General features: G+C 58.7%; 20 protein-coding genes. 14 read left to right on the top strand and 6 right to left on the bottom strand.

All coding sequences use genetic code 11. From position 1 onward, the window contains the following. Positions 1–59: 59 nt before the first annotated feature. On the bottom strand, positions 60–2,549 hold the full coding sequence (locus BM352_RS14495; protein ID WP_139229841.1) for a hypothetical protein: 2,490 nt from the start codon (positions 2,547–2,549) through the stop codon (positions 60–62). A 57-nt stretch (positions 2,550–2,606) separates the two neighbouring features. Here BM352_RS14495 and BM352_RS14490 point away from each other — a divergent pair, with 57 nt between their 5' ends. The 10 genes from BM352_RS14490 (at position 2,607) to BM352_RS14445 (ending at position 10,974) form a co-directional block, all read left to right on the top strand. Then, positions 2,607–3,311: a thiamine diphosphokinase gene (locus BM352_RS14490; RefSeq protein ID WP_342713609.1), complete on the top strand. Its 705-nt coding sequence runs from the start codon at positions 2,607–2,609 to the stop codon at positions 3,309–3,311. A 148-nt stretch (positions 3,312–3,459) separates the two neighbouring features. Further along, a complete protein-coding gene (gene rpiA, locus BM352_RS14485; RefSeq protein ID WP_090218173.1) occupies positions 3,460–4,248 on the top strand; it encodes a ribose-5-phosphate isomerase RpiA in 789 nt (262 codons plus the stop codon). Positions 4,249–4,260: 12 nt separating this feature from the next. Then, a complete protein-coding gene (gene gorA, locus BM352_RS14480) occupies positions 4,261–5,619 on the top strand; it encodes a glutathione-disulfide reductase (RefSeq protein ID WP_090218170.1) in 1,359 nt (452 codons plus the stop codon). A gap of 82 nt (positions 5,620–5,701) precedes the next feature. Beyond that, positions 5,702–6,868 (top strand): FtsH protease activity modulator HflK, encoded by a 1,167-nt coding sequence (hflK, locus tag BM352_RS14475; RefSeq protein ID WP_090218168.1) that lies wholly within the window; start codon positions 5,702–5,704, stop codon positions 6,866–6,868. Then, positions 6,868–7,752: a protease modulator HflC gene (hflC, locus tag BM352_RS14470; RefSeq protein ID WP_090218166.1), complete on the top strand. Its 885-nt coding sequence runs from the start codon at positions 6,868–6,870 to the stop codon at positions 7,750–7,752. Before hflK ends, hflC begins: the two co-directional genes overlap by 1 nt. Continuing rightward, the gene (locus tag BM352_RS14465; RefSeq protein WP_090218164.1) at positions 7,752–7,949 is read left to right on the top strand and encodes a DUF2065 family protein; all 198 of its coding nucleotides are present in this window, start codon (positions 7,752–7,754) and stop codon (positions 7,947–7,949) included. Before hflC ends, BM352_RS14465 begins: the two co-directional genes overlap by 1 nt. Positions 7,950–8,053: 104 nt before the next feature. Next, a complete protein-coding gene (locus BM352_RS14460; RefSeq protein WP_090218162.1) occupies positions 8,054–8,413 on the top strand; it encodes an ArsR/SmtB family transcription factor in 360 nt (119 codons plus the stop codon). Continuing rightward, positions 8,406–8,933, top strand: coding sequence for an SRPBCC domain-containing protein (locus BM352_RS14455; RefSeq protein WP_175500700.1), 528 nt, complete (start codon positions 8,406–8,408; stop codon positions 8,931–8,933). Before BM352_RS14460 ends, BM352_RS14455 begins: the two co-directional genes overlap by 8 nt. Positions 8,934–8,964: 31 nt before the next feature. Beyond that, the gene (locus BM352_RS14450; protein ID WP_090218157.1) at positions 8,965–9,168 is read left to right on the top strand and encodes a hypothetical protein; all 204 of its coding nucleotides are present in this window, start codon (positions 8,965–8,967) and stop codon (positions 9,166–9,168) included. Between the two features lie 408 nt (positions 9,169–9,576). Then, the gene (locus BM352_RS14445) at positions 9,577–10,974 is read left to right on the top strand and encodes a DegQ family serine endoprotease (RefSeq protein ID WP_090220317.1); all 1,398 of its coding nucleotides are present in this window, start codon (positions 9,577–9,579) and stop codon (positions 10,972–10,974) included. A gap of 73 nt (positions 10,975–11,047) precedes the next feature. Here the strand turns inward: BM352_RS14445 and BM352_RS14440 are convergent, their stop codons facing one another. Both BM352_RS14440 and BM352_RS14435 read right to left on the bottom strand, forming a co-directional pair. Beyond that, entirely contained in the window at positions 11,048–12,313 is a 1,266-nt protein-coding gene (locus tag BM352_RS14440) for a SulP family inorganic anion transporter (RefSeq protein ID WP_090218154.1), read from the bottom strand. Positions 12,314–12,404: 91 nt separating this feature from the next. Continuing rightward, positions 12,405–12,956, bottom strand: a complete 552-nt coding sequence (locus tag BM352_RS14435) for a peptidoglycan-binding domain-containing protein (RefSeq protein WP_139229840.1) — start codon at positions 12,954–12,956, stop codon at positions 12,405–12,407. Between the two features lie 214 nt (positions 12,957–13,170). Between BM352_RS14435 and BM352_RS14430 the strand changes: the two genes are divergently transcribed. Beyond that, a complete protein-coding gene (locus BM352_RS14430) occupies positions 13,171–13,494 on the top strand; it encodes a 2Fe-2S iron-sulfur cluster-binding protein (RefSeq protein ID WP_090218150.1) in 324 nt (107 codons plus the stop codon). A gap of 2 nt (positions 13,495–13,496) precedes the next feature. Beyond that, positions 13,497–14,240 carry an FG-GAP repeat domain-containing protein gene (locus BM352_RS14425; protein WP_090218147.1) on the top strand — a complete coding sequence of 248 codons (744 nt, stop codon included), beginning with the start codon at positions 13,497–13,499 and terminating at the stop codon, positions 14,238–14,240. Here BM352_RS14425 and purD read toward each other — a convergent pair. Continuing rightward, complete coding sequence (gene purD / locus BM352_RS14420) at positions 14,237–15,499, bottom strand: phosphoribosylamine--glycine ligase (RefSeq protein ID WP_090218145.1); 1,263 nt, start codon at positions 15,497–15,499, stop codon at positions 14,237–14,239. The two genes, BM352_RS14425 and purD, sit on opposite strands and share 4 nt — an antisense overlap. 74 nt (positions 15,500–15,573) lie before the next feature. On the opposite strand from purD, the gene BM352_RS14415 reads away from it, so the two are divergent. Together BM352_RS14415 and xseA are read left to right on the top strand one after the other, a co-directional pair. Further along, positions 15,574–16,248, top strand: a complete 675-nt coding sequence (locus tag BM352_RS14415) for a glycine-rich domain-containing protein (protein ID WP_090218143.1) — start codon at positions 15,574–15,576, stop codon at positions 16,246–16,248. 28 nt (positions 16,249–16,276) lie between these two features. After that, on the top strand, positions 16,277–17,866 hold the full coding sequence (xseA, locus tag BM352_RS14410; RefSeq protein ID WP_090220314.1) for an exodeoxyribonuclease VII large subunit: 1,590 nt from the start codon (positions 16,277–16,279) through the stop codon (positions 17,864–17,866). A 3-nt stretch (positions 17,867–17,869) separates the two neighbouring features. Here xseA and BM352_RS14405 read toward each other — a convergent pair whose 3' ends face one another. Both BM352_RS14405 and BM352_RS14400 read right to left on the bottom strand, forming a co-directional pair. Further along, positions 17,870–18,271 (bottom strand): hypothetical protein, encoded by a 402-nt coding sequence (locus BM352_RS14405; protein ID WP_139229839.1) that lies wholly within the window; start codon positions 18,269–18,271, stop codon positions 17,870–17,872. Between the two features lie 31 nt (positions 18,272–18,302). Further along, positions 18,303–19,346: an alkane 1-monooxygenase gene (locus tag BM352_RS14400; protein WP_090218139.1), complete on the bottom strand. Its 1,044-nt coding sequence runs from the start codon at positions 19,344–19,346 to the stop codon at positions 18,303–18,305. Positions 19,347–19,514: the final 168 nt, after the last annotated feature.

The raw sequence follows: 19,514 nt of genomic DNA, 5'->3' as shown, positions 1-19,514 counted from the left end.
CTGCACTCCTCGTCCCGTGGTTGGTGCCCAGCCGGGAGCAGACCCGGCCAGCGGGCCTCTTAGGCGAATTTCGAGCTCTGAGAGAGCGTGAATTTGCCGTTGTCGGTTTTAACGATCTTGCCGGTGCGCAGCAGTGTGCCGAAGGCACGCAGGCCATCTTCACGCGACGGTGCTTCGGGGCCCGAGATCTGTGCCAGTTTACGCATCAACATCGGGCGGGTGAAGTGCTCGGCCCCCTCGATTTCAATGTAATGCGCAGCGGCGGCTTCCAGCAGGTCAGGAAGTTCCAGCGCACCAGCTTTTGCTGCATATTCTGCGAAAGTGATCTGGTCTTGGTCCGTGAACAGGTTGTCCTCGGTGTCGAACTCTTCTTCCATTTCTTCCTGCAAGGCCAGGTTGCCACGGGTCACGCGGCGCGGGCGCACGTCGATGGATGGGGCCGAAGCCGCCAAAGCATCAGGTGCATCCTCTGGACGGTCGATGCGTTGCTCGCTGACCAGCACCAAAGGCGCCGGACGGTCGGAGCGGCTGGTGCCTGCCACAGGGCGAGTCGGGCGAACCACACGGGCCAGATCGTCGCGATACTGGTCGAGCTCTTCCTCTTCGCGCTTGCCTGCGGCTTCAGCGATGCTGGAGTCGGCTTTGGTGGCGGCAACGGCGGCCTTCAGATGTGCGATGGAGGCGCGGCGGACCGAGCTTTCATCGTTTTCCAAACGAGAGCTTGTGGTGCTCATCAGGCGTTCGATTGCATCATCCTCAGCCATAGCAGCGAAGGATTTGCGTTTAGGGGCGTCCGCTTCAACGTCGGCTTGGGCTTCAACTTCAGCTTCGGCTTCGGCTTGGTCCTCGATTTCTGTTTCGGCCTCTGCCCCGGCTTCAGCTTCTGCCTCGACCTCTGCTTCAACGTCGACCTGCGCTTCAAATTCTTCTGCGACGTCCACCTCTGCTTCAGCCAGTGCGGCCTCCGCGTTGTCAGCGTCTTGCATCAGGGATTTCAGAACGTCAGCGGACTCATCTTCGTCGTCGAAGGTTGTTGAGACCGGTGCATCATCTTCCATGATGTCGGTGGACGGTGTGTCCATCGAGCTGCTCAGGCGAGCGAGGATATCTTCAGCGTCGTCGTCTTGCGGTTCGTCTTCGATCGAGATGTCGGCGACGGCGTCTTCAGAAGGCGTGTGCTCCATCGTTGCGGCTTCGGCCTCTACCTCGGCCAGTTCGGCCATCAGTTCGGCTTCCATCTCAGGTGGAAGTTCTGCTTCTTTGGCGGCCTGAGCGGCTTCCATGTCGGCGCGCGAGATCTTCTGGACCACGATACGGCGGCGCGGTTTGGTGCGCAGTGGGCCGATATCTTCGAGGTCCAGATCGACATTCGCATCCTCTGCCAGCGCATCCTGCATGGCGTCGGCTTCGGTGTCTTCGTCTTTGGTTTCCACCTCAGCTTCGGCCTCGACCTCAGCTTCGACTTCGTCGTGAGATTCGGCTTCGACGCTGGTCTCAGCTTCTGCCTCGACTTCGTCTTGGGTATCCGCTTCGACTTCAATCTCAGCCCCGGCCTGAACTTCGTCTTCTGCTTCTACTGCGGCTTCCGCCTCTTCTTCGACTTCATCCTGAACCTCTGCTTCGACTGCGTCGTGGGCTTCGGTTTCAACTTCGGTCTCGGTCTCGGTCTCAACTTCGATCTCGTCTTGGACTGCTAAGTCGGCCTCGACATCGTCAGCCACTTCGGCCGCGCTTTGGTCTTCGACTTCAAGCGTGTCTTCCAACTCATCGACCGGTGCCTCGGCTTCCGCCTCGACTTCATCCAAAATCGGTTCGTCTGCGATGTCCGCTTCGGCAACGCCTTCGGAAGAGTCGATGTCCGTCAGATTTGCCATAACCGCATCGAGCGTGTCGTCTTCATCTTCGAAGTCGGTTTCGATTGGAGTATCGAATAGTGCGCTCGGCGCAATCTCTTGGGCGAATTCTTCGGCGTGTTCGTCTTCGCTATACGGGGCAGGGGCCGCGTTTTCACGGGCCACAACCGCACGGATGCGTTGCAGCTTTTCAGCGACGGTGTTCCCACCGCTTGCAATAGGGGCTGCCGCGGCTGCGGGCGGAGCGGCTCGAACCGGCGTTTGTTGCGGGGCGATTGGCACTCCGGATACGGAAGACATGACGTCGGCCTTAGGGGCTGGGCTCTGCTCTTCCCGGCGTTCGGCTTTCGGCATCTCTACTGCCAAGGCAGGTGCCTCGGGCGCGGGCTGCTGGCTCGCTTCGGTCTGGCGCAGGATCACACCATTCTCTGCCAGTTCGGCAGCGACACGGCGTTGGATTGTGCGCTCTGCAATCTGATGCAGCATTTCAGTATCTGGCGTCGGAGGCTCCGCGCCAAAATAGCGGTCATCTGCCGCTAGATCGCGGAAATACTCCGCAATCGCTTTCATGGTCGAGAACGGCTCGTCGAACCCCTCTAGCGTACATGAAAACGTCCCATACGAGACTGTTAGAATCTTACTTTCACCAACCACGGTAAACTCACTTTCTCCCCAACCCACAGTGAAAACTACCACCCAGTATTTCCGGAACCAAAACAAAAACCGTTAAATCAGCCTGATTTATACGTAGAAATGTTGCCGTTTGTTTCCAGTGTGGTCATTAATACACGCACTATGGCAAGAATTGTGCACACCCCCTTATTTATGACACTTTTGGGTGGGGCGCCGACACATTTTAGCCATGTGAATCAATCGCTTATGAAGGCCCCGATTCTGGTCTGCGCGGATGGCGGCGCAGATCTGGCAGTTGAACAGGGATGGAAGCCAGAGGCCGTGATAGGCGACATGGACAGCCTGAGCGTCGCAGCGCGTGCCAAGCTGGACCCGTCGCGCGTCCATCATATCGTCGAGCAAGATAGCACCGATTTCGAAAAATGCCTGCGCTCTGTCTCAGCACCGGCCATTCTTGCGCATGGTTTCACTGGCGGTCGACTGGACCACCAGTTGGCAGCCTGCACCGCGCTGGTGCGTCACCCCGAACACCATTGCATTCTGATGGGGGAGGAAGACATGTGCTTCCTCGCACCGACGGAATTTGAAATAGATCTCCCTGCCGGCACCCGCTTTTCGTTGTACCCGATGGGAGAGGTGAGCGGTTGCAGCACAGGGCTGAAATACCCGATTGATGGGTTGATCATGTCACCATCAACGCGCGGGGGCACTTCTAACGAGGTGACAGGCCCTGTTCGGATCAGTGTCGAGGCACGATTGATGCTGGTGCTTCTTCCTGTCGAGCATGTGGATGCGGTGCTGCAAGCGCTTGTGCCACAGGGCTGAAACACCCCACCGCAAACGGTCCTTCTAAACAACTGGGTGCGGCCGCCGCTTATTCCGTCCTATGCACTGTAATTTTAACGCCTTTAAGCATAGCCGCCCGCGCGCATTACGCGTATAAGCGCGTCGGACACCACACGAGGACACATCTATGTCAGGCACGCTATCTCCCATTGATAAAGCCAAGTTTGTCGCTGCGAAACGCGCGGTGGATTACGTGGAGGACGGTATGAAGGTCGGTCTGGGGACCGGTTCTACCGCTGCGTGGATGGTAAAGTGCCTTGGTGAGATGGTCCGGCAAGATGGGCTGAAGATCACTGGCGTTGCAACCTCTACACGGACCGCCGAGCTTGCTCAGAAGGTTGGCGTCCCGATTGTGACCCTGGACGAGGCGAAGTGGCTGGATCTGACCATTGATGGCGCGGACGAGTATGACCACAACCTCAACTTGATCAAAGGCGGCGGCGGCGCGCTCTTGATGGAGAAAATCGTGGCGACGGCCTCTGACCAGATGATCGTGATTGCGGACCTGTCCAAGCAAGTCGAAACGCTTGGCTCCTTCCCGCTGCCGGTGGAGGTCATCCCGTTCGGCTGGCAGACCACGAAGGCATTGGTCGAAGAGACGTTGGTGAACCTTGACGTTCTGGGGCGTGACGCTTCGCTGCGGATGAACGGGGCGACGCCTTTCATCACTGATGAGGGCAACTACATCTTGGATTTGCATCTGCGCCGTATCGGCAACCCGCGTCAGCTGTCTTTGGTGATGAACCAAATTCCAGGCGTGGTGGAGAACGGGTTGTTCATCGACATTTGCGACGTGGTCGTGATCGGCAATGGCGATGGCTCCGTGGAAGTGCGCGACATAAACAACGGCACCGTAGCACATGAACAGATAGACGTTGTTGAGACGGACAATCTGTTCGTGGACATTGCGGACTAAGAGGCGACCCAGATGGAATTCGACTTCGACTTGTTTGTGATTGGTGGCGGCTCGGGCGGGGTGCGCGCGGCGCGGGTTGCTGCTGCGGGCGGTGCGAAGGTCGGCTTGGCCGAGGAAAGCCGCATGGGCGGCACCTGCGTCATCCGCGGTTGTGTCCCGAAAAAGCTGATGGTGTTCGCCTCGGGCTACCGTGACGCGGTGGGCGAAGCTGACGATTACGGCTGGGACGTCTCCGTCGGTGACTTTGACTGGAGCAAGTTTTCCACGCGTCTGAACGGTGAACTGGACCGCCTGGAAGGCGTGTACCAGAAGCTGTTGAAAAATTCCGGCGTCGAAACCTTCGATACGCGCGCGGTGATCGCGGACGCCCATACGATTGAACTGGCAGATGGCACCAAGAAAACGGCCAAGCACATCCTTATTGCAACTGGCGGTCGCCCTGTGCGCCCCGACGAGAACTTTGACACCAGTCTGGCGATGGTGTCTGACGACATCTTCAAAATGGAAAAGCTGCCGAAATCGATATTGATTGTCGGGGGCGGTTACATTGCCTGCGAGTTCGCCTGCATTTTGCACGGACTCGGGGTGGAAGTGACCATGTTCTACCGTGGTGCCCAGATTTTGCGAGGCTTTGACGACGAAGCGCGCGGGCTGATCGCGGAAATGATGGCCCATCGTGGCATTCAGATTCACACCGGCACCAACATTCTGGACATGAAGAAAAGTGATGACGGGTTGTGGGTAAAGGGGACCAACGGCTCGGAACATTCGTTTGAGCAGGTGCTGTATGCTACCGGCCGTGCGCCGAACACCGAGGCGCTGGGGCTGGAAAATGTCGACGTCGAAGTTGGCCGTCGCGGCGAGATCTTGGTCGATGAGTTCAGCCAAACGGGTCAGCCTTCGATCTATGCCATCGGCGACGTTACAAACCGCGTGAACCTGACTCCAGTGGCAATCCGCGAGGGGATGGCTTTTGTGGAAACCGTGTTCAACGGCAACCCGACACCCGTAGATCACGAATTGATCCCGTCGGCGGTGTTCACTCAGCCCGAAATGGGCACCGTGGGCATGAGCGAGGAGGACGCCCGTGACGCCGGGCCTATCGACATTTATTCTACGTCCTTCCGTCCAATGCAGCAGGCCTTCATTGAGCGCGAAGACCGCGTGCTGATGAAGCTGGTTGTCTGCAAGAACACAGACAAGGTTTTGGGATGCCATATCGTGGCCCCTGCTGCGGGCGAAATGATCCAGTTGGCAGGGATCGCAGTGAAGATGGGGGCCACCAAGGCGCAGTTCGATCAGGTCTGTGCTGTTCATCCGACCATGTCGGAAGAGCTGGTGACCATGAAAACACCTGTCAGGAGTGCCTAGGCGCGCTTGATATTCGGGGCAAGACGCCCACTTACAACTAGATACGTAAACTTAAGACGAAATAATAAGGGGAAGAAGCTGCATGGCCGGTAACAATGGCGGACCTTGGGGCGGCGGTGGAAACCGCGGCGGAGGAGATGATCGGGGTGGCTCAAACGGCTCTGGCAATGGCGGTGGACGCCGGCCGGGCAATGACAACCCTCAGATTCCTGAGATCGACGAGCTGATGAAAAAAGGCCAAGAGCAACTGCGCGTGCTGATGGGCGGGCGCGGTGGCGGCTCGAACAATGGCACAGGCGGCGCGGGCGGCTCTGCCGGCGGATTTTCCAAAGGCACGTTTGGGCTGATCGCTTTGGGTGCCGTGGCAATTTGGGTGTTCCAGTCTTTCTACACCGTGAAACCTGAAGAACAGTCTGTTGAATTGTTCCTTGGAGAGTATTCCGCGACCGGTGGTCCGGGCCTGAACTTTGCGCCTTGGCCCGTTGTCACGGCTGAGGTTCTTCCGGTAACGCGCGAGCAGACCGAAGATATCGGCGTTGGTGGCCGTGGTGAAAGCGGCCTGATGCTGACCACGGACGAAAACATCGTGGACGTGGATTTCCAAGTTGTTTGGAACATCAACGATCCCGCGAAATACCTCTTCAATCTGGCAGAGCCGCGCGAAACCATCCGCGCTGTGTCTGAATCGGCCATGCGCGAAGTTATCGCCCGTTCCGAACTTGCTCCGATCCTGAACCGTGACCGTCAGTCTATCGCCGACACGACCTTGCAGCTGATCCAGGACACGATGGACCAATACGATTCTGGTGTGAACATCGTGCGTTTGAACCTCGATAAAGCCGACCCTCCGCGTGAGGTGATCGACGCCTTCCGCGAAGTGCAGGCCGCCGAACAGAAGCGTGACACGCTGCAACGCCAAGCCGATGCCTATGCAAACCGAGTGTTGGCTGGTGCGCGTGGTGAGGCTGCGCAGTTGCTGGAGCAGGCGGAAGCCTATCGCGCCCAACAGATCAACCAAGCAGAGGGTGAAGCCTCGCGCTTTTCGGCCATTCTGGAAGAATACGAGAAGGCCCCTGATGTGACACGTAAGCGTCTGTGGCTGGAAACGGTCGAGCGGGTCTATGGCGGTGCCAACAAGATCATTCTCGACAGCACAACTGAAGGCACCGGCGGAGGGCAGGGCGTAGTGCAGTACCTGCCGCTTAATGAACTGATCCGCTCAGGCTCCAACACCGGAGGGTCCAACTAATGACCAAAGGAACCATATCCCTAGTCGCCCTGGTTGGCGTCTTGTTCGTGATCCTGTCATCTGTCTTTATCGTGGATGAACGCGAAAAAGCATTGGTGCTACAGTTTGGCCAAATCAAATCTGTGAAGGAAGACCCAGGTCTGGCGTTCAAACTGCCGTTCATTCAGGAGGTTGTTAAATATGACGACCGGATCTTGGCTTTGGACACCGTGCCAACCGAAGTTACCCCGTCTGATGACCGTCGCTTGGTTGTGGACGCATTCGCCCGTTACCGTGTGTCTGACGTTGTTCAGTTCCGCCAAGCTGTGGGTGTCGGAGGCCTTCGTGCCGCCGAGGATCGCTTGGAAGGCATCCTGAACCCCGTTATTCGGGAAGTTCTCGGCTCAGAAGGTGTGACATCGAACACCATCCTGTCCGCAGACCGTGCGCAGCTCATGCAGCGGATCACCACGCAAGCCCGTGCGCGTGCTCTGCCCTTGGGCCTTGAGGTTGTGGATGTTCGTTTGAAGCAGACCAACCTGCCTGAGCAAAACCTTGATGCGACCTTTAGCCGGATGCGTGCAGAGCGTGAACGCGAAGCCGCAGACGAGATCGCACGGGGTGAAGAAGCTGCCCTTCGGGTGCGTGCTCAAGCCGACCGGACGGTCGTGGAGCTGGTGTCAGAGGCCCAAAAAACCGCTGATATCTCTCGCGGTGAGGCAGATGCGCGTCGGAACGCCATTTTTGCCGATGCGTATGGTGCGGACGAGGAGTTCTTCGAGTTCCGCCGCTCGCTTGACGCATATGAGAAGGCAATCCAAGGCAGCAACTCGACGCTCGTGATCAACCCTGACAACGCGTTCTTCGACTATCTGAAGTCCGATCAGGGCGCGGCTGCCAACTGATGCTAAGCCATATCGCACTGGCCGTTGGTCTTGTGCTCGTTGTCGAGGGGCTGGTGCTTGCACTGGCCCCTTCGCGTATGGAGGACATCGTCAAGGCGCTCGCTGAGATTCCACCGGAGACTCGTCGGTTGATAGGGTTGGCAGCGGTCGCACTTGGGGTAATTTGCGTCTGGCTTGCTAAAGGCGCCTTCTCGTAAGCTCTAACCCTCTAATTCCAAATAAGAAATCTCACCCACCTGTGACGCCACTGCAGAAGGCAAAATTGGATTGACTCAGGTTAATTATGTAATAATGTAATTACATGATTACTAATGATGACATGGACAGCGTTTTTCACGCCTTGGCGCATACAACGCGCCGCGCAATCCTTGATCACGTCAGAGCGGAGCCCGGTCTGCCCGTGGGGAAGCTCGCGCGTAAATTCGACGTCAGCCGGATTGCCGTGATGAACCATTTGGCGGTGCTCGAGAAGGCTGGCCTGATCATCAGCGGCAAGGATGGCCGGACCCGTCGGCTCTACATGAATGTGATGCCAATCCAAGGAATTTACGATCGATGGACCGATACGTTCTCCGCCCATTGGGCGGATCGGCTCAGCACGATCAAATATGCAGCCGAAGCCGTTGCCCGTAAATCAGAGAGGGGAAATGAGGATGACTGATCCGAAATACGCGAAAGCGAATGTTAACCGCACCTTGATAAATGCACCCATCGAGACGGTTTGGTCCACATTGGTCGCAACCGATAAGGCGCTGCCGTTTTTCTTCGGGTCGATGTGCCAGACGGCTGAAGGGCTGAAGCCAGGTGCCCGCTACCGGATGGTTCACCCCAATAAGAAGATCGCGATGGTCGTAGGGGAGGTCATCGCCTTCGACCCACCACATCTCTATTCGCATACATTCCAAATGACCAATATCGACGAGCCTCCCTGCAAGGTTACGTATGAGCTAACCCCAAAAGACGGCGGCACAGAGTTCAGCTTGACCATTGAGAACGCGATTGAAGGCGGTAAACTGCTCAAGGAAATGGTCTCCGCCCAAGGCTTCATCGGGTCGAATTTGAAGGCATTGTGCGAAACCGGAAAGCCCGCGTTTACGGGTCGGATGGTCGGCATACTTTCCCCCATATTTGGACTTCTGGCGAAGAAGGGTCAGCGCATCGAGAACTGGCCGCTCAAGTAAAGGATTGCTGCAATTCTGGCTGGGCTTTTCCATGGACACTGCTAGCGCAGCCGAAACCGGTGCCATCAGCGTCGACTATGCGGAGGCTCTTGCGGAAACACTCGCGTTGATCTGGCTGTCCTTCGCAGTTGCATCCGGTGCCGGATTGGCGGAATTAATGCTGTTGGCCCAAGTTAGGCCAAAGCGTGCGCGGGCTTTGCTATCTCGCGTGTCTGCAGAGCACTCTACTACCTGAGGGTCTTTGGGCTTTGCGGAATGGGTGCGAACCTTCCACCGCAAGACCCCGTGATCGCCGTCGAAGTGACTTTGCCGTCCTGCCAGCTCATCCGCCGCCGGTCCTGACAAACCCGCGCATATTGTAACAGCAAACAGCGTGAACTTGCCGATCTACCGAGCCTGATATGTTATGCTGACTTGTGCTGGGTTGTCACAACTCTCACAGTGAGTTGAAGCATTGCGACAGCGCGGGTGCTTGATAACCGCCGCAGAGGCGCACAGTTTATGTGCATGGCGCGTCTTGCCCGATATTGGGTGGGGGACGGCGCAGCACAGGCAGAGTTCGCAAAGGAGCGAAGACGTGAAAGCAGACATTCTCACTCTAACAGATAGGCACACTGGCAAGGCGCGGGCGTTCACTGCGCTGATGCTGGGGCTGGCGCTGGTGTTCGCACAGGCCATCTCCGCGAATGCCAAGATGCCCGAAAGCTTTGCGGATCTGGCCGACCAGGTCAGTCCCGCAGTTGTAAACATCACCACCTCCACCACGGTGGCAGGCGTCGACCAAGGGCCGCGTCCGATTGTGCCGGAAGGCTCTCCACTGGAGGATTTTTTCAAGGACTTCCTTGATCGCCAGCAAGAAGGCCAGCGCCCGCGCCGGTCCTCGGCACTCGGCTCCGGGTTCGTGATTTCGGAAGACGGCTATATCGTCACCAACAACCACGTGATCGACAAGGCTGACGAGATCGAAATCGAGTTCTTCTCCGGTGAAAAGCTGGATGCCAAACTAATCGGCACCGATCCGAAAACCGACATTGCGTTGCTGAAAGTCGAAAGCGACAAACCGCTGCCATTCGTGTCCTTCGGTGACAGCGACGCCGCCCGTGTGGGCGACTGGGTCGTGGCTGTTGGTAACCCGCTGGGCCAGGGCTTCTCGGTCTCCGCAGGGATCGTGTCGCAACGTGGCCGCGCATTGTCGGGCACCTATGACGACTTCATCCAGACCGACGCCGCCATCAACCGCGGCAACTCCGGCGGCCCGCTGTTCAACGTGAACGCGGAAGTCATCGGCGTGAACACCGCGATCCTGTCGCCGTCGGGCGGCTCCATCGGGATCGGCTTTTCTATGGCTTCCAACGTGGTCACCAAAGTTGTCGACCAACTCAAAGAGTTCGGCGAAACCCGCCGCGGTTGGTTGGGTGTTCGCATTCAAGACGTCACCGCTGATGTGGCCGAAGCGCTGGAGCTGGCAGATGCCAAAGGTGCGCTGGTTACTGACGTGCCAGAAGGCCCAGGTATGGACGCAGGTATCAAGGCAGGAGACGTGATCACCACGTTTGATGGCAGCGACGTTGAAGACACGCGCGAGCTGGTCCGATTGGTTGGCAATACCACAGTCGGTAAAGCCGTCCGCGTCGTCGTGATCCGCGATGGCAAGTCCGAAACGCTGAAAGTCACATTGGGCCGCCGCGAGGAAGCCGAAGCGACTGCAGTGCCAGTGGCGATGGACAAAAGCGACGTTGAAGAAACCACCGTGCTCGGCATGACAGTCGCAGCGTTGAGCACCGAGCTGCGCGAGCAGTTGGGTCTTGATGACGGGCTTGAAGGTCTGGTTGTGAAGGACGTGGCCGAGGACAGCGACGCCTACGAGAAAGGCCTGCGTGCGGGTGACTTGATCGTTGAGGCTGGCCAGCAAAAAATCGCATCTGTGGATGATCTGGAGGCCCGTATCACCGAGGCCAAAGACGCAGGGCGCAAGTCTTTCCTGATGCTGATCCGCCGCGAGGGTGATCCACGTTTCGTGGCGCTTAGCCTCGAAGAGTAATCGTTTCTATCAAACCTATCGAAAAGGGCGCTCCGTTTGGGGTGCCCTTTTTCGTTTCGGGGCACCCTTTTCGTTAGCGGTCTGGGGGCGTCCAGTCGTTTTCGACAGCGGCGTTTTGGTGGCGAAGCCTCAGGGCAAGACCGATGGAGACGCCGACGCCAATGGCGATTGTGAGATCCGCGAAGACTGTTAGCACCAAAGTAAGCAGCAGCAGAATTTTGTCCGCGGTGGTGGTCTGCAGGTATCCCCGCCATTTATGCGGCTCGCTCATGTTCCATGCGGTCAAAACGAGCAAACCCGCGAGTGCAGGCATCGCAAGGTAGCCCGCCATTGGGGCAGCCAGCAGCATGATCAGCAGGATCGTCAGGGCGTGGACGACACCGGCGACGGGGGTTCTGCCGCCCGCCCGCACGTTTGTGGCCGTTCGGGCTATGGCGCCAGTCGCTGGGAGCCCACCAAAAAGCGCGGACCCGATATTGGCCAGCCCCTGGGCCAGCACTTCGGCGTTCGGCCTGTGGTGCCCACCGATCATGCGATCCGCGACCATTGCAGAGAGCAGGGATTCGATACTGGCTAGGAAAGCGATCACAAGTGCCGACGGTAGCAATTCGACAAGCCGTGCGCTGCTGATTTCGGGGAACTCCGGCGCTGGAAGCGCGCTTGGCAATGCTCCAAAGCGCGAATAGATCGTATCCACTGGCAAAGCCGCCAAGGCGACAATTGCAGAGGTCAGGCCAACGGCGACGATCAGGCCCGGAAACTTCGGGGCGAGGCGGCGCAGGATCACAATCAGGATCATTGTCCCAAGACCAATACTCAGGGCAAAGACGCTGACGCTGTCACGCGTGGCCCAAAGGGCCTCTAGCTTCGCGACAAATTCCGCCGGAACCCGAGCGGTGGACAGGCCGAGCAGGTCCTTGATCTGGCTTGTCGCGATGATAACCCCGATGCCGATGGTGAAGCCGTTGATCACCGGCTCTGGGACGTAGGCGACAAGACTTCCGGCGCGCAAAAATCCGGCGACAAGCATGATGACGCCGGCCATAAGCGTCGCGAGGATCAGCCCGTCATAGCCGTGTTGGTTAATCACGCCAAAGACCACGACGATAAAGGCCCCTGTCGGCCCGCCGATCTGCACGCGGCTGCCCCCGAACAAAGAAATTATGAGGCCCGCGACGATCGCGGTGACCAACCCCTTTTCGGGGCCAGCGCCAGATGCAATGGCGATCGCAAGGCTGAGGGGGAGGGCGACCATGGCCACAGTGACGCCCGCAGCAAGATCCCCGACAAATTGCTGTCGGTCATATGTGGCCAGCGTCGTGAGTATTTTGGGCTTCATGCCGAAATGTAGGGCCGATACCCTGAGGAACTCAATCGACAAGAATGGATAGCTGGTATTCGACAAGCGACTTTGTCAACTTGACCTTGCACTACGCGTCGGGTGTTTCGGTTTCCAACTCTACCGCAATCAAACCCAGTTGGCGCGCTGCGGATTGGCTCAGGATGGCGCTGTCGAGGCCTTGCGGCGTTTGGTATTCATGCACGGCCCGCAGGGTCCGTTGGTCCATCACACCCGTCACATCCCCCCGATACAAGCCGCGCACAGACAGCGCGCGTTGCAGGGTCATCACGAACTCTGGCGTCATGTCCGCATCGCAGGTGCGGGTGAACCAGCGGCCATCGCCCTCGTTAAAGGTCTGCGGGCGCGTGACCTCGCGGTAGATCGCCGGAGAAATCTCTTCTCCGTTAGGGCCGATCTGAGCGGGTGTCGCAACGACGATATCCGAGACGATCTCGGTGATCTGAGGGCCGGGAATATGGCCCCAGCAAACGCCCGGCATGTCTGCGGGGGGCTTCATATCGGTGGCCGTGATATGTGTGGGGGAGATCAGTTTGGTTACGTCAGGGCCAATCGGCATAGGGGCACAGCCCGCCAAAACGGCAAGTGACAAGGCAGCGGCAAGGCTGCTTTGGGATGTCATTCGGGGCATAACTGCTCGGCCCTATCTAATGCGGTCTGGTGCCGCGTTCGGGGCACAATAGCGCAACACGCCGCAACGCGCCAAGCGTCATGATCTGGCTCGGCGCATAACTGCGACTTTCGGGTCGCAGAAGCGTGTAACGCGAGGTCTGGCAAAACCGCTCAGCTTGCACTAAATGCGGTTGGGACTGATTTCTAAGACAGGGGCGCAGCAGATGGCCAAGATCACTTATATCGAACACAACGGCACCGAGCATGTCGTGGACGTGGCCAATGGGCTGACCGTTATGGAAGGTGCTCGCGATAACAACATTCCTGGCATCGAAGCCGATTGCGGCGGCGCATGTGCGTGCTCGACATGCCACGTTTATGTGGACGAGGCTTGGGTGCCGAAACTACCTGCCAAAGAGGCGATGGAAGAGGACATGCTTGATTTCGCCTATGAGCCGGATACGGAGAAATCCCGCCTGACCTGCCAGCTGAAAGTGACAGACGCACTGGACGGTCTTGTGGTGCGTATGCCCGAGAAGCAAATCTGATTATGGCGCGGCGTCTCCCGTCGCGCTTGCTGCCCGGTCTGGCGCGCCGCGCGTTTTTGGCCGCGTGCGTGGTTGCAGGCGGAGCTGCCGCGGCTGACACAATTGTCGAAGCGCGTTACACCGACCCCACCACCCGCTATGCACATGGCATCCTAGGGGATGCGATCGAATGGGGCACGTTGGAGCTGGTGGTCGAGGATTGGGCGCACAAAACCAAGGTCTTGATCGATTTGCCCGAGGACCGCGTCTTTGAGGATGTCGCGCCGCGACTGGCTGACGTGGATGGAGATGGTACCCCCGAGGTTGTTGTGGTGGAGACGCAAGTCGACACGGGGGCTCAACTGGCGATCTACGATGAAACGGGCAAGATCACTGCTACGCCGCATATCGGGCGGTCTAACCGGTGGCTGTCGCCGGTCGGGATCGCGGACTTGGATGGAGACGGTTTCGTCGAGCTGGCCTATATCGACCGCCCTCATCTGGCGAAAACCTTGCGCGTCTGGCGGTATCGCGACGGCGCGTTGGAGCATGTCGCCGACCAGGCCGGACTAACAAACCACCGCATCGGCGAAAACGATATCGGCGGGGGGCTGCGAGACTGCGACGGCGGATTCGAGATGATCACCGCCTCTGCAGACTGGAGCCGCGTGATCGCGACGCGGTTTGAGGGCGGTCGCTTTATAATGCGTGATCTTGGGCCGCATCAAGGTCGTGGGTCATTGAACGCGGCCTTGGCCTGTCGCTAAAGCGCGCGCCAGCCGATGTCGGTGCGGTTGAACCCTTCGGGCCAGTCAATCTTATCTACCATTGCGTATGCGCGCGCGCGTGCCTCGGCCAGTGATGCGCCGCGTGCTGTGACGTTCAGAACGCGCCCGCCGTTGGCGGTAATCTGCTCGCCCCTGGCTTTTGTCCCTGCGTGAAACACCATGTTGAAGCTGTCTTCGGGCAACGCCTCTAGCCCGCCAATGATGGAGCCTTTTTCATAGGCACCGGGATAGCCGTTGGACGCCAAGACCACAGTGATTGCATGGTCGTCGGCCCAATTGACTTGCGCCTCGGCCAGACGTTCTTCGGCACAAGCCAGCATGAGGTCCAACGCCTGTGCGCCCAAGCGCATCATTAGAACCTGACATTCAGGATCGCCAAAGCGGCAGTTGTATTCGACCAAACGCGGCTGGCCATCTTTGATCATGAAACCTGCGTAGAGCACGCCTTGATAGGGAGTGCCGCGTTTTGCCATTTCGTCGATGGTGGGTTGAACGATTTCGGCAATCGCTTTCGCAGCAATCTCGTCCGACAACACAGGGGCAGGGGAATAGGCCCCCATGCCGCCTGTATTCGGGCCTTCGTCGCCGTCATAGGCGCGCTTGTGATCTTGGGCAGTGCCGATGGGCAGCACGGTTTTGCCATCCGACAGCACGAAATAGGAGGCCTCTTCGCCTTCCATGAATTCTTCGATGACGACTTCTGCTCCGGCTGCACCGAAGGCACCGCCAAGCATGTCATCAAGCGCGTCCAGCGCGGTTTGCAAATCCATTGCCACGACGACGCCTTTGCCTGCCGCCAAACCGTCCGCTTTAATGACGATCGGGGCGCCTTGCTCTTCCACATAGGCCTTCGCCGCAGCCAGATCGGTGAAATGGGCGTAGCCTGCCGTTGGCGCGTTTGCCGCGTCGCAGATTTCCTTGGTGAAGCTTTTGGAGGCTTCCAGTCGCGCCGCCGCTGCCGAAGGGCCAAAGCAAAGCATGCCCGCATCGCGAAGCGCATCCGCAACGCCCGCGGCGAGCGGATCTTCGGGGCCGACAATGACGAAATCGATAGACTGGCTTTGGGCAAAGTCGACGACCGTGTCCGGGTTCATTATGTCAAGCGCTGCGCATTCCGCGACACCTGCGATGCCCGCGTTGCCGGGGGCTACGATCAACCGGTCGCATTTGGGGTTCTGCATGACCGCCCAAGCCAAGGCGTGCTCGCGTCCACCGCTTCCAAGGATCAAAATATTCATCGCGCGCGCCCTTTCGGCCATATTTGTCTGCTAAACTGGCCACCGAATACCGAATGACGCATAGGGGAACAAGTGTGAAGGACCAGCAGTTGTGGCGGCGCATCTCCGCCTTTGAACTCGATGCTCAGACTGGCAGTGCGCCGTTTTCTGCCAAGCTTGCTCAGACCGAGAACTGGAGCGACATCTACACCAAGCGCGTGATCGAAGAATACAGGCGTTTTTTGTATCTCACGCAAGTGAGCGAGATGCCAGTAACCCCCTCCAAGGTGGTGGATCGGGCGTGGCATATGCATCTGACATTTACGCGAAACTATTGGGAAGCCCTATGCGGCGACTTGTTGGGCGGTCCATTGCATCACGACCCTTGCGAAGGGGCTGAGCACATGCCGCGCTATCAGGCCCAGTTTGCGCATACCATGGCGCTGTACCGTGAGGAATTTGGCGGGCTGCCGCCAGCGGATATCTGGTGTGATCCACATGTCAAACGCAAGCTCACCATCGTAGGCCTAGCGGTGTGTGCTGGCGGGGCGATGATTGTTGCGGCCAAGGTCATTCCCGGTGTGGGACATCCGGGTCTTATGATGTGGGGCGGTTTGCTCTTGCTGGCTGGCGGGGGCCTGTTTGCGATATTGAACCTGCCCGCGAGCGCTGGCTCCGCCAAGGCTGGCACGCAGGGGGCTGCGACTGTAGGCGGGTGCGGCAGTGGGGGCGGATGCGGCGGCGGAGGATGTGGCGGCGGCGGCTGCTAGTGCCAAGCGTTGCATCCGGTCGCGGGAGATGGGAGAAGTTCCCAGTCACCTGAAAGCGGAGCGGACGTTGGACCTTCTTGAAGACGATCAACCCGGGCGGAACGAGCCGGAATATACGGTCTCGGAAATCTCGAGCGCAGTAAAGCGAGCCATCGAGGGCGAGTTTGGCCGTGTGCGCATTAAGGGAGAATGCGGGCGTGTCATGGTTGCGCGCTCTGGCCATGTGTATCTGGACCTGAAAGACGATCGCGCGGTGCTGGCCTCGATCATTTGGAAAGGGCAGGCAGCGAAGCTGGCGGTGCAACCCGAAGAAGGGATGGAGGTTGTTGCGATTGGTAAGCTGACCACATTCCCCGGCCAGTCCAAGTATCAGATGGTGATCGAAGACATCCGTCCGGCGGGCGTCGGTGCGCTGATGGCGATGCTGGAAAAGCGCAAGAAATTGCTGGAAAGCGAAGGGCTGTTCGAGCCTGCGCGCAAGAAACGCATCCCCTATCTGCCGGAGATCATTGGCGTCGTGACCTCGCCGCAAGGGGCGGTGATCCGCGATATTTTGCACCGTTTGCGCGACCGCTTCCCACGAAAGGTGCTGATCTGGCCTGTGGCCGTTCAGGGCGAAGGCTGTGCGCCGCAAGTGACGGCGGCCATAGAAGGCTTCAACGCGATGACGCCTGGTGGGGCATTGCCGCGACCTGATTTGATTATCGTGGCCCGCGGCGGTGGATCGATCGAGGATTTGTGGGGCTTTAACGAGGAAAGCGTTGCCCGCGCGGCGGCTGCATCGGACATTCCGCTGATCTCGGCGGTGGGGCACGAGACGGATACCACGCTGATCGATTATGTGTCGGATGTTCGAGCGCCGACACCCACTGCCGCTGCAGAGATCGCGGTTCCCGTGCGGCTGGATCTGTTAGCGACCGTCGACAACTACGGTGCACGCATGGCGCAGGCGCTGAGCAGCAATGTGGGTGCGCGTAAGCAGCGCTTGGCGGATGTGTCGCGCGCACTTCCACGGCGGGATGAGCTGACGCAGATTGCGCGGCAGCGCTTCGATATAGCGGGCGGACGCTTGGATGCCTCACTCAAAGCGGGGACGGCTGCGAAACGTTTGGCCTTTGAGAAAGCCGCGTCGCCCCTGCGCCCGACCATTCTGGCACGTCAGACCGAGCGCATGCAGGCCCGTCTTGCGCAAGCAGGCGGCAAGCTTGGCGTGGCATTGGAGCGGAAATCGGAACGGTCGCGCGCGCGCTTTGACCAGATTTCAGGTCGGCTAACGACCAAAGGAATTGCCCGGGACCTTGGCCTGCAAAAGGATCGCTTGTCACGCGCCACCCGCGCGGCATCCCAGGCGGGGACCGGTCAGGTCAGAGCATGGCGTGATCACATGGAGAAACTGGACCGGTTGCGCGAAACCCTTGGCTATCAGGCGACGCTTGACCGTGGTTATGCCGTGGTCTGGGATGGCGACACAGTCGTCACCGACAGCAAAGCCGCCAAGAAAGCCGCTAGCTTGGATGTGCAATTTAAAGATGCGCGTATCCCCGTGGGGGCGGCAGCGAAGCCTGCGCCCAAACCAAAGCCGCCAAAAGCGGGTCAGGGAAGCCTGTTCGACGACTGATCCTCAGGGGCGGTAGCTTACGCCCACATCAGGACCGGGGCAGGACAGTGGCGATTTGCTTTGGCCCGACACCACAAGATCATCTGCCGGATCATCGCCGACGATGCGCGCGCTTTTGCGTTGACCATCGTCGAAGAAATACCAGCACAACGCGTCTGGTTGATCGTCGTAGAGGAAGCAGATCTCATCACGTTCGCCGAACCAAATGCCCCGCTGGCAGGTGCCATCAAGGAAACTCCAGATCACCTGTTTATTTTTAAGATATTGCTCGGCCCCGTAGGGTGCGCCGTGGCGGTTGAAGAACACGGTGTACCCTTCGGAGAAAGCCCCGAATTGGGTGGCGGTCATTTTGGTTTCTGCCTGAGCAGGCAAGGCAAGTAGAGCGAAAAGGCAAAAGCGTTTCATAGCTGCAAGATGGGCGCCGCGTGGCTTGGCGTCAAGCGCTGCGCCACGCCTCCGCATGGGGGTTCATCACTTTGCGCCACAGCTTTGGCCACAACGCGATACACGCCATGACAGGCAGCGCATGGGGCAGCATCGGAGCCTCTCCACGCGCGGGGATTTCCAAGGCGGTGTAGTGCTTTGACGGATGCGCGTGGTGGTCAGAATGGCGCGGAGCATTCAGCATCCAGAGCGACGACAGCCAATGCGGCGCGTTCCACGAATGGCGGGCGTCAACCGGCTCGAAACTTCCGTCGTCGCGTTGCGCCCGTTCCAGCCCGTAATGCTGAACATAGTCCGACAACATCAGTTGTGTTTGTGCAAAGGCGGCCAGCAGCACATGAACGATTACGCCGCGCCAGCCCGCGATGATGAAGGAGACCAACAGCACGATGCCAGCGCCGCCAATATACAGCAGGTAGGGGTGCCGAATGTCCCAACGGTCTGCGCCAATTTGCGCAAGGCGTTTCTCCTCGGCCTTCAGGCCCGCTTTAAAGCTGCCTAGCCAAGCGCGGCGGACAAAGCGGTAGAAGCTTTCGTTCATGCGCGAGGTGTTCGGGTCATTTGGCGTGCCCACATGGGTGTGATGGACCAGCGGATGGGCGGATGTGTGGTGACCAAACAGCAAAGAGATGTAGACCCACTTGCCCGCGCGTCTGAGCGGGCGTGCACTGCGGTGAATGAGCTCATGGGCGTTCGAATTGCTGACCTGACCCATGAACAGCCCGGTTGCCGCGAACAGAGCCAGTCCGTCGAAAGAAAGCAGCCCGGTGCCACGGCCCGACAAGGACCAGACCATCAAGAACAACAACAAAAAGTGCGCACCGACGAGGATCAGGGACAAAAGATCAGCCTCTTCCGTCTCGGCGGGCTCTCCATCGCGTGTCAGCGCGGGGATGAATTCGTCAACGCCCGCAACGAATAGGGTGATGTAGAACAGTGCAATCCATACAGCCCAGCCGCCAAACAGCGCCCCAGCCACCAGAAAGGGAAGCGGAAATAGCGTGGCCAGTGTGAAGGCCAGAAATGAGCGTGGCATCGGCGTTTTGCCCCAAGATTAGTCGACTTACGTTTCCTAAATAGTACGAATGTGCCCAAATGATGGAAATCCGCTAGGATTTTGATACCAGCGATGCGCAGGAAGGCACATAGACGTCGTTTTTGCATCGTCTTTGCAGGGCTGTGCGCCCTAGGGTCTGCTCAAGTC

Source organism: Litoreibacter janthinus (genome assembly GCF_900111945.1).
Lineage (GTDB): Bacteria > Pseudomonadota > Alphaproteobacteria > Rhodobacterales > Rhodobacteraceae > Litoreibacter > Litoreibacter janthinus.
Note: the sequence above shows the minus strand (reverse complement) of the source record. Positions and strands in the feature narration are given on the sequence as shown.

Coding starts and splice junctions, on each gene's coding strand:
- BM352_RS14490 (WP_342713609.1), top strand. CDS start 2,607: ATGTTGCCGTTTGTTTCCAGTGTGGTCATTAATACACGCACTATGGCA.
- rpiA (WP_090218173.1), top strand. CDS start 3,460: ATGTCAGGCACGCTATCTCCCATTGATAAAGCCAAGTTTGTCGCTGCG.
- gorA (WP_090218170.1), top strand. CDS start 4,261: ATGGAATTCGACTTCGACTTGTTTGTGATTGGTGGCGGCTCGGGCGGG.
- hflK (WP_090218168.1), top strand. CDS start 5,702: ATGGCCGGTAACAATGGCGGACCTTGGGGCGGCGGTGGAAACCGCGGC.
- hflC (WP_090218166.1), top strand. CDS start 6,868: ATGACCAAAGGAACCATATCCCTAGTCGCCCTGGTTGGCGTCTTGTTC.
- BM352_RS14465 (WP_090218164.1), top strand. CDS start 7,752: ATGCTAAGCCATATCGCACTGGCCGTTGGTCTTGTGCTCGTTGTCGAG.
- BM352_RS14460 (WP_090218162.1), top strand. CDS start 8,054: ATGATTACTAATGATGACATGGACAGCGTTTTTCACGCCTTGGCGCAT.
- BM352_RS14455 (WP_175500700.1), top strand. CDS start 8,406: ATGACTGATCCGAAATACGCGAAAGCGAATGTTAACCGCACCTTGATA.
- BM352_RS14450 (WP_090218157.1), top strand. CDS start 8,965: ATGGACACTGCTAGCGCAGCCGAAACCGGTGCCATCAGCGTCGACTAT.
- BM352_RS14445 (WP_090220317.1), top strand. CDS start 9,577: ATGCTGGGGCTGGCGCTGGTGTTCGCACAGGCCATCTCCGCGAATGCC.
- BM352_RS14440 (WP_090218154.1), bottom strand. CDS start 12,313: ATGAAGCCCAAAATACTCACGACGCTGGCCACATATGACCGACAGCAA.
- BM352_RS14435 (WP_139229840.1), bottom strand. CDS start 12,956: ATGACATCCCAAAGCAGCCTTGCCGCTGCCTTGTCACTTGCCGTTTTG.
- BM352_RS14430 (WP_090218150.1), top strand. CDS start 13,171: ATGGCCAAGATCACTTATATCGAACACAACGGCACCGAGCATGTCGTG.
- BM352_RS14425 (WP_090218147.1), top strand. CDS start 13,497: ATGGCGCGGCGTCTCCCGTCGCGCTTGCTGCCCGGTCTGGCGCGCCGC.
- purD (WP_090218145.1), bottom strand. CDS start 15,499: ATGAATATTTTGATCCTTGGAAGCGGTGGACGCGAGCACGCCTTGGCT.
- xseA (WP_090220314.1), top strand. CDS start 16,277: ATGGGAGAAGTTCCCAGTCACCTGAAAGCGGAGCGGACGTTGGACCTT.
- BM352_RS14405 (WP_139229839.1), bottom strand. CDS start 18,271: ATGAAACGCTTTTGCCTTTTCGCTCTACTTGCCTTGCCTGCTCAGGCA.
- BM352_RS14400 (WP_090218139.1), bottom strand. CDS start 19,346: ATGCCACGCTCATTTCTGGCCTTCACACTGGCCACGCTATTTCCGCTT.